Here is a 12,961-nt window from a genome sequence, read left to right as displayed (position 1 = left end):
GGCAATGCGTCTTGGACGGAAAGGCCGGGGTGAATGGCGATGAAGGAGCCTTCCAGTCTGCCGCTTTGGGCCTGGGCCGTGTTGGCCCTGCTGCTGATGACCCAGGGTACGCTGTTGTTCCGCGACGCGCGCGCCCGGGGGAAATGGCCCTGGTTCTGGGGATTATGGGGGATGACCACCTTTCCGCTGCCAACGATTCTCTACCTGCTGTTTATTGTGTTTCCCGAACGGCGCCGGAAATAGGAGGGAAATGGCGCAACAGAACCATCTGCTCGGAAATTTAACGCCAAGGGCGGGATGCTGGCAATGAAGACAATGGATTTGTCGTTGTTATGGCCGCTCTTTGCGCTGCAAGGGCTGCTGGCCGTGATCGGCCTGATTTCGCTGGCCAGGGCGCGCAGTGTGCGCGGGCCGAAGTGGGTATGGGCAATCATTATTCTGCTCGGCAATCTGCTTGGCAGCCTGGCCTATTTCACGATAGGGAGGAAAGAGTAATGCCGCCGCTGCTGCAAGTTTCAGGACTTTACAAGGTGTTTCACGGGCAGTCTTCCGTGGACGGAATCAGCTTTGATATGGAGCAGGGACGCTGTGTTGCGCTGCTGGGACCCAATGGTGCCGGCAAGACGACTACGCTGCGCATGCTTGCGGGTCTCATGAACCCCAGCCGGGGCCGCATTTTATTCGAAGGGAACCCGATCGGGGACAATTACCGCAGGCAGATTGGCTATCTGCCCCAAGCTCCTGCTTTCTATAACTGGATGACCGGGGAGGAGTATATTCTGCTCGCGTCCAGGCTCAGCGGCATGGGCGGGAAGGCGGCCGCCGGACATGCCGCCGCTGTGCTTGAGCGGATGGGTCTTCAAGACGCTGCAAGGCGGCGGATCGGAGGTTACTCCGGCGGCATGAAGCAGCGTTTGGGGCTTGCGCAGGCGCTTGTCCACTCTCCGCGTTTATTGCTGCTGGATGAGCCGGTATCGGCGCTTGATCCCATCGGCCGCCGCGAAATGATGGAGCTGCTGCGGGACATCGGGAAGGAAACGAGCGTGATTTTTTCTACGCATGTGCTGCATGATGCCGAAGAAGTCTGCGACGACATTATTATGATGAACAAGGGAAGAATTGCCGAGCACGGAACGCTGACTTCCCTTCGGGCCAAGTACAACCGGCCTGTGATTATTCTGCGGGTGGAAGAAGCGGAGGAAGCCCGGCTGTGGCTGGAGACATTGCAGACCCGTTCTTTCATCCTTGAGAGCCGCCTGGAAGCTGACGGCTCCCTGCTTCTTAAGGTGGATGACATCGCGTCGGCAAGATCCGTGATTCTCCGGGAAGCGGCGGAACGCGCAATTCCGCTGCTGCGGTTTGAAGCGGGCACATTGTCGCTAGAGGATGTATTCATGGAGGCGGTGGGAGGATGAGGAATACGTGGATATTTTACCGCAAAGAAATGCTGGAAATGCTCCGCGGCTATAAGCTGCTGTGGATACCGGTTGTGTTCATGATCCTTGGCATCATGCAGCCGATTTCGGCCTACTATATGCCCGAGATTCTAAAGATGTCGGGCGACGTGCCCCCGGGCTTGCTTGAATCTTATACGCTGCCGGGGGCAGCCGAGGTCATGGCCAAGTCGCTCGGGCAGTACGGCGTGATCGGCCTGCTGGTGCTCGCGCTTTCGGCGATGAACAGCTTTGCAGGGGAGCGAGAGGGCGGAACCGCAGAACTGGTGCTGGCCAGGCCATTGACTCCGCTTGCGGCCGCCTCTGCCAAATGGCTGGCGCAGCTGACTTTGCTTGTGCTGTCTTTGGGCCTGGGCGCCGCAGGCGCAGGCTATTATATCACTCTATTGATCGGGCCTCTCCCCTGGAGCGCGGCGGTGTCCGCGTCAGCGCTGTACGGATTGTGGCTGATGTGCGCGGTCTCGCTTACGCTTCTGTTCAGCGCCTGCCTGCGCGCTCCGGCCGCGGCCTTTCTATCGCTCGCGGCCGCCGGAGGACTGGCGCTGCTGCATACGCTGCTTCCCCGTCCCCTGCGCTGGTCGCCCGCGGCTCTTCCGAAGCTGTCGGCAGAGGCGCTTTTGCGGCAGGAGTATACTTCATATGCCTGGGTTTTTCCGGTATTGTCGGGTATAGCGCTGATTGTCCTTTGCTTTCTGGGCGCCTCGCTCCTCTTTGACCGGAATAAACTGCCCCGGTTTTAGTCCCGGCTGGAAAATGTAACAACTTTTTTTCAATTTCATATTTTTGCGTGTATTTTCATTTTTGCGCCGGTTCTTCCTGTAGACAGGCCTATCTTTTTTTAGTAGACTGTGAAAAAGCACAACATGAAAGATATTGGCTCAGGAGGTAGGGCGATGCTGCGTTTAGGAGAAAAGGTTGTCATTGTCGCGGACGCTTTCGAGCAGAATCTTCCTATCGGAGATTATGGATACGTGATCGCTTACGACCGTAATCCTGATAATGCGTTTGATTATGTCATTCGCATCCCTCAGGCGAACCGGAACTTTTATGTCCCGGCTGAAGACATCGAGACAGAAGCGGATCTGCTCACTGAGGAAGCGGAGAGAACTACGCATGAAGCATTGATCGATTATGCATTGTCCACGCACAACGAGAAACTGTTTTACCAATTGATGAACGGCGAGGCCGAGCAGGCGGAAGATATAGAGACCAGTCCCAAGGAGAACATGTCCCAGGCGGAATTCATCAAGCAGGTGAATCTTCGGGCCTGGATTTAAGAGGAAAGCCGGCGCAAGCCGGTTTTTTTGTAATATCGGAGTTCCTTGGCAATAGAGGGATACGGCAGGCTTCTATCAAAGCACCCAACGGTGCTTTTCTTGTTTTCGTCCGTTTCTGTCAGGGGGGCTCCCTTGGGGCTGCGGGCATAACCGCATTGAATTGTCCACGTTTCTACAATATAATAAGTAACGTTATCCGGGCGCTTTAGCCCTTTAAACAGGAGGGATACCCAAAATGAGCATTACCATCAAGGATGTGCAGCATGTGGCCCGTCTGGCCCGTCTGCAGTTAGGCCCGGAGGAAGAGGCTGTGTTAACGGAGCAGATGAACGCCATTTTACAATATGCGGAGAAATTGAACGAACTGGATACGGAAGGCGTTCAGCCGACGACTCATGTGCTGCATGTCAGCAATGTTATGCGCGAGGATGTCGTGAAGGAGAGCCTTTCTCTTGAGGATGCGCTGCTTAATGCGCCGGAAGAAGAAGACGGACAATTCAAGGTTCCGGCGGTTATGGAATAATCTATAATAGGTAGGGAGATGACATTTTGAGCCTGTTTCAATATCGGTTGTCGGAATTACATAACATGCTTCACTCCGGACAGGTTTCGGTCAGTGAGCTGACCGAGGAATCGCTGGCTGCTGTTGCGCGGGTGGATGGAGATGTGCACGCTTTCCTCACGCTTGATGAAGAAGGCGCACGCGCAGCGGCGCGCGCGCTCGACGACAAGCTGGCATCCGGGGCGTCCAGAGGACTGCTCTTCGGAGTGCCAGCCGGAATCAAGGACAATATTGTAACCAAAGGGCTGCGCACGACCTGCGCCAGCCGTTTCCTGGATAATTATCAGCCGATTTATGACGCGACGGTTGCCGCCAAGCTGCGTCAGGCCGACGCTGTGACGATCGGCAAGCTGAATATGGACGAGTTCGCCATGGGCGGATCGAACGAGAACTCCGCATACGGCGCGGTCCGCAATCCCTGGGACCTGGAACGTGTGCCGGGCGGCTCCAGCGGCGGCTCCGCCGCGGCGGTGGCTGCGGGCGAGGTGTTCTTTGCCCTTGGCTCCGATACCGGAGGCTCGATCCGCCAACCGGCTTCATACTGCGGCGTTGTCGGCCTGAAGCCGACCTACGGTCTTGTCTCCCGCTATGGCCTCGTGGCGTTTGCCTCGTCGCTTGACCAGATCGGGCCGCTGACGCGGACCGTTGAGGATTCCGCCTATGTGCTGCAGGCGATTGCCGGCTATGACGCCCTGGACTCCACGTCCGCCAAGGTTGACATTCCGGACTATTTAAGCGCCCTTACCGGCGATATCAAAGGGCTGCGCATTGCCGTACCGAAGGAATATGTGGGCGAAGGCGTGGACGCTTCCGTCCGCGAGACCGTGCTGTCTGCGCTTAAAGTGCTGGAAGAGCTCGGCGCGGTCTGGGAAGAGGTTTCCCTGCCGCATACCGAATATGCGGTCGCGACTTATTATCTGCTGGCTTCCTCGGAGGCTTCCTCCAATCTGGCCCGCTTCGACGGGGTGCGCTACGGTGTTCGTGTTGACGAGGGCGGAGGCTTGGCGGATTTGTACCATAATTCACGGAGTCGCGGCTTCGGACCGGAAGTCAAGCGCCGGATTATGCTTGGAACCTATGCCCTCAGCTCTGGCTATTACGATGCCTACTATTTGAAGGCGCAGAAGGTGCGCACGCTGATCAAGCGGGATTTCGACGAAGTGTTTAAGAAATACGACGTGGTGATTGGACCTACCGCTCCGACGACGGCGTTCAAGCTTGGATCGCAGACCGAGGACCCGCTTACGATGTATTTGAACGATATTTTGACCATTCCGGTCAATCTGGCCGGCATCCCGGCCGTCAGCATTCCTTGCGGATTCGCCGAAGGGCTGCCTGTCGGGCTGCAGATTATCGGCAAGGAATTCGATGAGAGCACGGTGCTGCGCGTCGCGCACGCCTATGAACAGCATACCGATTACCACAAGCAGCGTCCGCAGCTGTAACCGGTCCATAAGGAGGGAACAAGAATATCATGCCATCATCCAAGTATGAAACAGTCATTGGACTGGAGGTTCACGTCGAGCTTCACACGAAGTCCAAAATTTTCTGCGGCTGCTCCACGGAATTCGGCGCGCCGCCCAATACACATACCTGTCCCGTCTGTCTGGGACATCCCGGCGTCCTGCCTGTATTAAACCGCCAGGCGGTGGAATATGCGATGAAAGCCGCCATGGCGCTGAACTGCACGATCGGCGATGTCAGCAAGTTTGACCGCAAGAACTACTTTTATCCCGACTTGCCGAAGGCATACCAGATTTCGCAGTTTGACCAGCCGATCGGCCTGAACGGATGGATCGATATCGAAGTGAACGGCGAAACAAAGCGAATCGGTATTACCCGGCTTCATCTGGAGGAGGATGCCAGCAAGCTTACGCATGTGGACGGCGGATTCGGCACGCTCGTTGACTTTAACCGGGGAGGAACTCCGCTGATTGAAATCGTCTCCGAGCCGGACCTGCGCTCCCCTGAAGAAGCCCGAGCTTATCTGGAGAAGATGCGGGCAATTATGCAGTACTGCGACGTCTCCGACGTCAAGATGGAAGAAGGCTCCATGCGCTGCGATGCGAACATCAGCCTGCGGCCCATCGGCCAGGAGGAATTCGGCATCCGCGCCGAGCTGAAGAACATGAACTCCTTCCGCGGCGTGCAGCGCGGTCTGGAGTATGAGGAGTTCCGCCAGGCGGATATTCTCGATGGAGGCGGCGAAGTCGTACAGGAAACCCGCCGCTGGGATGACGCCCAGGGCAAGACCTTCGCCATGCGGGGCAAGGAAGAGGCGCATGACTACCGATATTTTCCTGATCCGGATCTGGTTGTGCTGCATATTGACGACGCGTGGAGAGAAGCTATCCGCTCTTCCATTCCCGAGCTTCCGGATGCGCGGCGGGTCCGCTACAGCGAGGAATTTGGCTTGCCCGCTTACGATGCCGGGGTCATTACCGCATCCAAGCCGCTGGCTGACTTCTTTGAAGGAGCCCTGAATTTTACCGGCGATGCCAAGGCTGTCGCCAACTGGATTATGGGCGATCTCCTCGCCTATCTGAATAGCAATAATCTGGAGCTGTCCCAGGTCAAGATTACGCCGCAGGGACTCGGTGAAATGATCGGGCTTATCGCGAAGGGAACTATCAGCAGCAAGATTGCCAAGACGGTGTTCAAGGAAATGCTTGAGACCGGCAAGCTTCCCGCGCAAATTGTGGAAGAGAAGGGGCTTGTGCAGATCAGCGACGAAGGCGCGATCAAGGGGATCGTGGAAGCTGTCGTGGGGGCCAACCCGCAATCGGTAGAGGATTACAAGGCCGGCAAGCAGAAGGCGATCGGCTTCCTGGTCGGACAAGTAATGAAGGAAAGCAAAGGCAAGGCGAATCCGGGGCTTGTCAACAAGCTCTTGACAGAAGTGTTGAACAGTTAACATAGGAATACAATAATTGGGTAATTAATACTGAAGGCTTGTCGGCAGCGGCAGGCCTTCGGCAATAAAAGGAGCTGCCCGGTATGAGCAGAATAATCAAGCTAGATCTGCAGGACGAGGGGACGCTCGGCGACTTGTGGAGCCTTCAGCATAAAGCCTATCGCCTGGAAGCGGAGCTGATCGGGTTTAATTCCATCCCACCGCTGATCGAGACACGGGATACATTAAGACAGTGCGGCGAGGATTTTTACGGCTGCTTCAGCGAAGACGGGGAGCTGTCGGGTGCCGTAGCCACGGAAGAAGAGCGTCCGGGGAGCTTGACGATTACGCGGATGATGGTCAGCCCGGATCATTTTCGCCAAGGCATTGCCGGCAGGCTGCTGGAGCATGTATTCGCAATTCACCCGGATAAGGAGCGCTTTCTTGTATCCACGGGCAAAAAGAACGCGCCGGCCGTATCCTTATACCGCAAGCACGGCTTTATCCCCATCTCTTCCTCGGAAGTGGCTCCAGGTATCGAACTGATCGAATTTAGAAGGAGCGGCAAACGTTGATTCGGCGAAATTACATGCGAAAGGAGAAGGCCCGAATGAAACATGAACCCCGCGTGACATCGCCTTCGGAGAACCAGAAATTTTTTTCCACGATGGATCGCGGTGACGTGCAGCTGACTGTTGTTGAAGAGAGCGGCAGCCCGGAAGTCATTCCTCCCCGCCAGAAGCAACGTCCCGTCAAGCGCAAATTCATAGCCGGTCTGCTGGCAGCGATGGTCCCCGGGGCCGGTCATTTGTATTTGGGCCTTCTCCGTAAAGGGATCTCCTTTCCGTTTCTGATTGTGCTGGATATAGCGGCGCTGCTGTACTTTTCCTCCATCGGGATGCAGATCAATGTGCCTCTTCTTATTTTGCTTGCCCTGTGTATTCCGGCTGTCTATTTCTTCAATGTATATGACGCTCTGCAATCGGCGGACCGGATGATTCATTTCGGTAAAATACCCGGTGCCGCCGATCCCGTCCAAGCGCCGCGCCGGCGTTTCATCAGCGAACCGGGAATTTCATTCGGACTGCTTCTGCTGCTCGGAGGCGCAATGCTGTTCTTGTTCCGGCAAAGACCGGTCTGGCTGCGGCATTTTATTGAGCATCAGGCAGGCGCTGCCGCGGGAATTCTCCTGATTACCTTCGGAGTCATCCTTGCGGCGAGGGAGACCCTTTTGAAAATGCTTCGCAGGCGGCATGGCGACCGGATCGGACGCTTTACCGCTTCCTTTCTGCTGGTTGGAGTCGGCATTTTGCTGTTCCGGGACTGGCAGCTGGGAACCGACAATATGCTGCTGCTGCTGAAATGGTGGCCGACCGTACCCGTAATGTGGGGTCTGGAATACCTGTTCGCTTACTTGATTGCCCGGCGGCCCCGCAAAGCCGTAATCGGCTCAGGATTCCGCCCGGATTTTCGGGGGCTTCTGCCAGCAATCCTGCTTGGCGCAAGCGTGTTTATCGTCTCGGAGCAGGAGCATTATCTGCATCTGTGGAATAAGGTCAGCCTCAATTTGACGGCTGCTGCGGTCGACTACGGGGAAGCGAAAGGCAGCAAATTTCAGAAGCCGGCGCTGACGGTTCCGGTGGAACTGAACACCGCCAAGCTTGACGTTGACGCGATCAACGGGGATATATTCGTACACCGCAGCCCGATTGACCATATAGAAATCACACCTACCGTGTGGATTGACCAGTTGGAAGGAGCAAGGGCGGAAGCCGTCTCGGATCAATCGTTCATTGAAGTTGCCGAAGGCGCCACCATTAAGTTGACGACCAAGGGGAAAGCCTATGGCGAATCGGGCAAGCGCCAGCCGCGCATCGATTTGGATATAGCCATCCCGGACAACCGCCGTTTCAATCTACAAATCACAACAATGAACGGCGGGATCAAGCTGCAAAACACAGAGGCGATCCAGGACATTTCCCTTGAAACCGGCAACGGGCCGATTATTTTGTATAAAGTATTTGGCAGCGTCAAAGGGAAGACCCACAATGGAGAAGTAAGAGTCAGGGAAGTCGAGGGCGATGTGGATCTGGCAACGAACGGAGGAGATATGCGGGCCTGGGACGTTGCGGGAGCGCTGAAGCTGTCCACGGCAGTCGGCAATATCAGTGCCGAACGCAGCGGCAACGAGCTCGATGTCTCCACCAGGAACGGAAATGTGGCAATTAACGAGGTCAGATCGTCGTTGAATGCCCAGTCTCTAAATGGAATCATTGACATCCGTTCTCCGTATGTACAGGGCGACTGGAATATTTACAGCGCGGTTGGCGACATCGATCTGCGCCTGCCAGTGGAAGGCAGCTATTCCTTGAAGGGCTCCAGCAGCTATGGCGACATCGTTTCCGGTATTCCTGGACTCGTTATCGACAAAAAGACGATCTCCGGCAAAATAGGTACGGGCGAGTTCAAGGTGGAGGTTGAAGGGAACAGCAACTTAAATGTGATAAAAAATTGAACAAACTAATTTTTATTAAATAATAATCAATATAATTAACTGACTGCGTTGACAACTTTGAAAGGTCGGTCTTACAATAAATACAAGAACGTTTACTTACTACATGACCGACATGTAAAGGCGGTGACAGGGATGGGAAGCGGCGTACAGCACGCATTGGAACAATTGAAGACGACCGGTGTCCGTATTACGCCTCAGCGTCATGCGATTTTAACCTATTTAATGGAATCGATGAATCATCCTACCGCGGACGAGATTTACCGCGCGCTGGAGCCGAAATTTCCAAGCATGAGCGTGGCGACCGTGTACAATAACTTAAAAATGTTCATGGAAGCCGGAATGGTTCGCGAGCTGACCTACGGCGACAATTCCAGCCGCTTTGATGCGAATGTAACCGATCATTACCATATCATTTGTCAGGAATGCGGCAAAATCGAGGATTTTAGCTACCCGCCGCTGCATGAGGTGGAACGCCAGGCCGAGTTAACTACCGGCTTCATTGTAAATGGTTTGCGTATGGAACTTTACGGCATTTGCAGCTGCTGTGCGGGCAAGCGGCATTAAATAGGAAGTATAACTTCATAATGCATGGCGTAAGACTCCGCAGTCCTGAAAGGCGGCGGGCGCTTTGGCCAGAAAGCAACGGGAACGTGCAGAGTCCGATGAACCGCGGATCACTCACGTTTTCTTTTTTTAAAATATCTGCATTTTCCCTACTTTAAATTTAGCAGAGTATGGAGGACATATCTTGAACAGAAGACAGAAGTATGGACACGGAGGCGCCGTTAGGCGAAGCCGAGTTCTTCGCAGGTTGGCGGGATTGTTAATCATTGCGGCGGCTGCCTGCGCGTTAATCTTTTATGTGCTGCCTAATCCGTTTCATGTCGACCCGGAGTGGAAGGGGGCGGACAAGCCTATTTTCGTCAAAGGGCAATATACCGGATATTCTGCATCCGGAACCGGGGAGAGCCTGCTGCTGCCCCTTCCGCTTTTGAAAAAAGAAGTGGATTCCTCCATCCGGTACGAATCCGGCACGAAGTCGGTCATTCTTACGACGGACAGCAAGCTTTTATATATGCAGGCGGATAAGACAGCCGCCAGTCTTAATAATAAACCGATTCAGCTTCGGCTGGCTCCCGAAGAACGCGGCGGAGTCACCTATTTGCCGGCCGAGCCGCTTAAGAGCCTGTATGGCCTGGACGTGCAGGAGAATGGGGATACGGGAGCGGTTCTGTTGATGGCTGCCGGTGACACGGTGCCGATGGGAGAGGTGCAGAAAGAGAAGGCCGCGCTGCGTACGGAGGCGACGATTCACGCGCCGGCCTTGGCCGATATGGTGCCAGGGACGAGAGTGAGGATCTGGAGTCGGCAGGGAGAGTGGCTGTATGCCCAAATGGATAACGGTTATGCCGGTTATGTAAAGGCGGCGGATATTGCGGAGACCGGGGTCAAGACGGTGGAGAAGAAGACGCCAGCGCCAACCCGCGCGGAGCGAAGCTGGGACGGCAAAGCCGTGAATCTGACCTGGGAAGCCGTGTACGACCGAAATCCGAATCCTGCGTCTATCGGCAAGCTAAGCGGTGTTAATGTCGTGAGTCCCACATGGTTTAAGATTGTGGATGGCGAAGGAAACGTGCGCAGCCAGGCGGATCAGGCCTATGTAAAATGGGCGCACGGTCAGGGAATGGAAGTGTGGGGATTGCTAAGCAACGGCTTCGATCCCGATTTGACCGCGCGAGCGCTATCCACCTATGAGAAGCGAATGCGAACGATCGTACAAATGCTGGAATACTGCGATCTTTACAATCTGGACGGCATTAATATCGATTTTGAAAATGTATATACCAAGGATGGCGGCAACGTAACCCAGTTTATGCGCGAGCTGAAGCCGATGGCCCAGGCGAAAAATCTCATTCTTTCCATCGACGTCACTCCCAAATCAAGCAGTGAAATGTGGTCGCTATTCCTCGACCGGCGTTCGCTCGGCGCGTTAGTCGATTTTATGATTGTTATGGCATATGATGAGCACTGGGCTTCCAGCCCCGAGGCGGGTTCGGTAGCATCGCTTCCTTGGGCGCGGGCCTCGGCAGAGCGCATTCTCGGGGAAGATGCGGTTCCGGCGAAGAAGCTTGTGCTGGGCGTCCCGCTGTATACCCGAATTTGGACGGAGAAGAAGGCTGGCGGGAAGACGAAGGTAAGCTCCAAGGCGGCTGGCATGGATACGGTTGCCGATATTATCCGTTCCAGGCAGCTGACCCCCGTATTTTCCGAAAATGCCGGACAAAACTATGTGGAATACAAGGAGGACGGAGTTCTCCGCAAAATCTGGATTGAGGACAAGGTGTCGCTGCAGTCGAGAGTGAAGCTGGCCCAATCTCTGGGGCTGGGCGGGGTTGCTTCCTGGAACCGCAGCTTTGCCGGAGATGAGGCATGGGAAGCGCTGAACGGAATTCATCAATAGGCGAGATATAAACAAAGAGGCTTCCGGAGATGGAGGCCTCTTTTCCTTTTGACTGCCGGTTTGACTCCGCTGTGGATGCTTCCATGCGCTCGGATTGCGGTTGGCTATTGCTTAATCTGTCCGTTTTTTAGCTGCTTTGAGGTTATGGTCGCCTGCTGAGGGTCCAGGGTAAGCATGGTATGGCAGAACATACAGCGATCTGTTTTGCCGAGCATTTTGGTCAGTTTGCCGCACTCCGGGCACTCCAGCTGAACAGCGCTTGTAGAAAGCATGCCGGCCCAGAAGTAAATCGCCAGACTGGCCATCATGGATACCAGGCCGATAACAAGCCCGAATGCCGCAAATATTTTGCCTGTCTGCCCCCAGAACACAATGCCGGCCGTTCCCAGGATCATGAGCCCCATGCCTAACATGGTCAGCGCCAGACCCCATGTGCGAAAAGCGTTAATCTTGGCGGATTTAAAGGTCATGAGTCATTTCTCCCAGCAAAAATATAGTTCGGTCGTCCGGAAGGAACTAACATGAAAATGTAGAATAATTAGATTATTAAGATAAGAGAATTATAACTGAATTGACGCAAAATCGCCAAATTTGATGGAGGACGATATGGAATTATCCAATCTGACATTATTGAATGGAGATATTTTTGACGCGAACGCTATTGGAGCGATTGCTTTGAATTCCCAAGGCAAGGCTCTTTTTCAAAGCGCCCTTCTTCATGAATTCGATAGGGTTGTCATGCTTCTGCACGAGAATGGGGGAGAGAATCGGCTTGTCGGCAACATGATCTCAGGCGAATTACGAACCCAGACGCTTAGAGTCGGGCTTTCGATGCTGAAGCGCTCCATCATAACAGGAGACAATAACGAGCTAATTACCTGTCTGCTGGAAGGCGAGATTATTTGGGACCCTCAGGAGATTCTGGAGCGGCTCCGGACTGAAGTGAATGCCTTTGATCAGCCGCTAAGGGAACGGATGATGTTTATGGAGTTTGCCCGGTTTCTGCATATGTATGTGAAGTCTAAGCGTTACTTGCAGGCCGGCTGTTCCATGGATTCTTACAATTGCATTCTAATGGCTCTGTATCATTGGGCGCGGATGGAGGTCAGCGAAGCGGGTCATTATCCGACGCCGGCGGTATGGGAGCAGGTGAAGAGTCTGAATAACTCGGTTTATAAGCTGTACGAGGAGCTGACGGTCAGCGGCGAAACGATGGAGCAGCGAATTCAGCTTGTTCAGCTTGCTTGCGAGTTCTCCCTTGTGTCCAAAATGAGCGACTGCTGCAAGTGGTTTCTTGACCTTCTGAAGGAGCGTAAGGAACCGTGGAGCATTGAAGAGCTTCTCATGCATTCCGAACTTAAAAATGTGGAGCCCGAACTGCCGTTTGTCCTTCGCAAGCTGGCATCCCGATCGCTGATTCGGGAAATTGCGTCTTGGAGCGACGCTGGCGGCGGGTATCGGATACGATATACCTTTTAGTGCAATCCCAATTTTAAAATATCGAGCTTGTTTATGAACTGGAGAGGCGTAGCGCTCTCTTTTTTTTATTGTATTACGGAAAAGGAGAGAGATGAACGATAATATTGTAGTTGACTCTTGGGTCGTTCATGTGATACATTATAACTCGTCCCTCGGGAGTGAACAGTGCTCAAACGTTCATAAAGACAACCAAAATAAAATTAATTTTTAAAAAGGGTTGACTAATCTGAGGCTGACGTGATATATTATAAAGGTCGCCGCATGAAACACAGTGGTGAACTGAGAGAGACATTGATCTTTGAAAACTGAACAACGAGTGA

14 protein-coding genes are annotated in these 12,961 nt (G+C 54.1%); 13 read left to right on the top strand and 1 reads right to left on the bottom strand.

The window, feature by feature from the left end; genetic code table 11:
- The first annotated feature begins 39 nt into the window (after nucleotides 1-39).
- The 12 genes from L692_RS0114815 to L692_RS0114760 all read left to right on the top strand — a co-directional run bounded on the left by L692_RS0114815 (nucleotide 40) and on the right by L692_RS0114760 (nucleotide 11,162).
- Nucleotides 40-243, top strand: a complete 204-nt coding sequence (locus tag L692_RS0114815; RefSeq protein ID WP_025700953.1) for a hypothetical protein — start codon at nucleotides 40-42, stop codon at nucleotides 241-243.
- Nucleotides 244-306: 63 nt separating this feature from the next.
- Complete coding sequence (locus L692_RS0114810) at nucleotides 307-495, top strand: PLD nuclease N-terminal domain-containing protein (RefSeq protein WP_025700952.1); 189 nt, start codon at nucleotides 307-309, stop codon at nucleotides 493-495.
- Nucleotides 495-1,415: an ABC transporter ATP-binding protein gene (locus L692_RS0114805; RefSeq protein WP_025700951.1), complete on the top strand. Its 921-nt coding sequence runs from the start codon at nucleotides 495-497 to the stop codon at nucleotides 1,413-1,415. Before L692_RS0114810 ends, L692_RS0114805 begins: the two co-directional genes overlap by 1 nt.
- Complete coding sequence (locus L692_RS0114800; protein WP_025700950.1) at nucleotides 1,412-2,194, top strand: ABC transporter permease subunit; 783 nt, start codon at nucleotides 1,412-1,414, stop codon at nucleotides 2,192-2,194. The genes L692_RS0114805 and L692_RS0114800 overlap by 4 nt, the downstream gene beginning before the upstream one ends.
- Nucleotides 2,195-2,347: 153 nt before the next feature.
- The gene (locus L692_RS0114795) at nucleotides 2,348-2,731 is read left to right on the top strand and encodes a hypothetical protein (RefSeq protein WP_025700949.1); all 384 of its coding nucleotides are present in this window, start codon (nucleotides 2,348-2,350) and stop codon (nucleotides 2,729-2,731) included.
- 235 nt (nucleotides 2,732-2,966) lie between these two features.
- Nucleotides 2,967-3,254, top strand: coding sequence for an Asp-tRNA(Asn)/Glu-tRNA(Gln) amidotransferase subunit GatC (gene gatC / locus L692_RS0114790; protein WP_025700948.1), 288 nt, complete (start codon nucleotides 2,967-2,969; stop codon nucleotides 3,252-3,254).
- Between the two features lie 26 nt (nucleotides 3,255-3,280).
- Complete coding sequence (gene gatA / locus L692_RS0114785) at nucleotides 3,281-4,738, top strand: Asp-tRNA(Asn)/Glu-tRNA(Gln) amidotransferase subunit GatA (protein WP_025700947.1); 1,458 nt, start codon at nucleotides 3,281-3,283, stop codon at nucleotides 4,736-4,738.
- A gap of 29 nt (nucleotides 4,739-4,767) precedes the next feature.
- The gene (gatB, locus tag L692_RS0114780; RefSeq protein ID WP_025700946.1) at nucleotides 4,768-6,207 is read left to right on the top strand and encodes an Asp-tRNA(Asn)/Glu-tRNA(Gln) amidotransferase subunit GatB; all 1,440 of its coding nucleotides are present in this window, start codon (nucleotides 4,768-4,770) and stop codon (nucleotides 6,205-6,207) included.
- 83 nt (nucleotides 6,208-6,290) lie between these two features.
- Nucleotides 6,291-6,761 carry a GNAT family N-acetyltransferase gene (locus tag L692_RS0114775; RefSeq protein WP_036723802.1) on the top strand — a complete coding sequence of 157 codons (471 nt, stop codon included), beginning with the start codon at nucleotides 6,291-6,293 and terminating at the stop codon, nucleotides 6,759-6,761.
- A gap of 35 nt (nucleotides 6,762-6,796) precedes the next feature.
- Complete coding sequence (locus L692_RS28905) at nucleotides 6,797-8,701, top strand: DUF4097 family beta strand repeat-containing protein (RefSeq protein WP_025700944.1); 1,905 nt, start codon at nucleotides 6,797-6,799, stop codon at nucleotides 8,699-8,701.
- 132 nt (nucleotides 8,702-8,833) lie between these two features.
- The gene (locus tag L692_RS0114765) at nucleotides 8,834-9,265 is read left to right on the top strand and encodes a Fur family transcriptional regulator (RefSeq protein WP_025700943.1); all 432 of its coding nucleotides are present in this window, start codon (nucleotides 8,834-8,836) and stop codon (nucleotides 9,263-9,265) included.
- A gap of 184 nt (nucleotides 9,266-9,449) precedes the next feature.
- The gene (locus L692_RS0114760) at nucleotides 9,450-11,162 is read left to right on the top strand and encodes a glycosyl hydrolase family 18 protein (protein ID WP_084463212.1); all 1,713 of its coding nucleotides are present in this window, start codon (nucleotides 9,450-9,452) and stop codon (nucleotides 11,160-11,162) included.
- Between the two features lie 104 nt (nucleotides 11,163-11,266).
- On the opposite strand, the gene L692_RS0114755 is transcribed toward L692_RS0114760, so the two are convergent.
- Nucleotides 11,267-11,632, bottom strand: coding sequence for a YgzB family protein (locus tag L692_RS0114755; RefSeq protein ID WP_025700941.1), 366 nt, complete (start codon nucleotides 11,630-11,632; stop codon nucleotides 11,267-11,269).
- 136 nt (nucleotides 11,633-11,768) lie between these two features.
- Here L692_RS0114755 and L692_RS0114750 point away from each other — a divergent pair, with 136 nt between their 5' ends.
- Nucleotides 11,769-12,641, top strand: coding sequence for a nucleotidyltransferase-like protein (locus tag L692_RS0114750; protein WP_025700940.1), 873 nt, complete (start codon nucleotides 11,769-11,771; stop codon nucleotides 12,639-12,641).
- The last annotated feature ends 320 nt before the right edge of the window (nucleotides 12,642-12,961 follow it).

The sequence above is a fragment of the Paenibacillus forsythiae T98 genome, assembly GCF_000520735.1.
Taxonomy (GTDB): domain Bacteria; phylum Bacillota; class Bacilli; order Paenibacillales; family Paenibacillaceae; genus Paenibacillus_AQ; species Paenibacillus_AQ forsythiae.
This window is presented reverse-complemented; position numbering and strand designations above follow the sequence as displayed.

Excerpts from the sequence above, each read along its gene's own strand:
- L692_RS0114810 (WP_025700952.1), top strand. The coding sequence starts at position 307 with ATGAAGACAATGGATTTGTCGTTGTTATGGCCGCTCTTTGCGCTGCAA.
- L692_RS0114795 (WP_025700949.1), top strand. The coding sequence starts at position 2,348 with ATGCTGCGTTTAGGAGAAAAGGTTGTCATTGTCGCGGACGCTTTCGAG.
- L692_RS0114800 (WP_025700950.1), top strand. The coding sequence starts at position 1,412 with ATGAGGAATACGTGGATATTTTACCGCAAAGAAATGCTGGAAATGCTC.
- L692_RS0114755 (WP_025700941.1), bottom strand. The coding sequence starts at position 11,632 with ATGACCTTTAAATCCGCCAAGATTAACGCTTTTCGCACATGGGGTCTG.
- L692_RS0114815 (WP_025700953.1), top strand. The coding sequence starts at position 40 with ATGAAGGAGCCTTCCAGTCTGCCGCTTTGGGCCTGGGCCGTGTTGGCC.
- gatB (WP_025700946.1), top strand. The coding sequence starts at position 4,768 with ATGCCATCATCCAAGTATGAAACAGTCATTGGACTGGAGGTTCACGTC.
- L692_RS0114750 (WP_025700940.1), top strand. The coding sequence starts at position 11,769 with ATGGAATTATCCAATCTGACATTATTGAATGGAGATATTTTTGACGCG.
- L692_RS0114805 (WP_025700951.1), top strand. The coding sequence starts at position 495 with ATGCCGCCGCTGCTGCAAGTTTCAGGACTTTACAAGGTGTTTCACGGG.
- L692_RS0114775 (WP_036723802.1), top strand. The coding sequence starts at position 6,291 with ATGAGCAGAATAATCAAGCTAGATCTGCAGGACGAGGGGACGCTCGGC.
- gatC (WP_025700948.1), top strand. The coding sequence starts at position 2,967 with ATGAGCATTACCATCAAGGATGTGCAGCATGTGGCCCGTCTGGCCCGT.
- L692_RS28905 (WP_025700944.1), top strand. The coding sequence starts at position 6,797 with ATGAAACATGAACCCCGCGTGACATCGCCTTCGGAGAACCAGAAATTT.
- L692_RS0114765 (WP_025700943.1), top strand. The coding sequence starts at position 8,834 with ATGGGAAGCGGCGTACAGCACGCATTGGAACAATTGAAGACGACCGGT.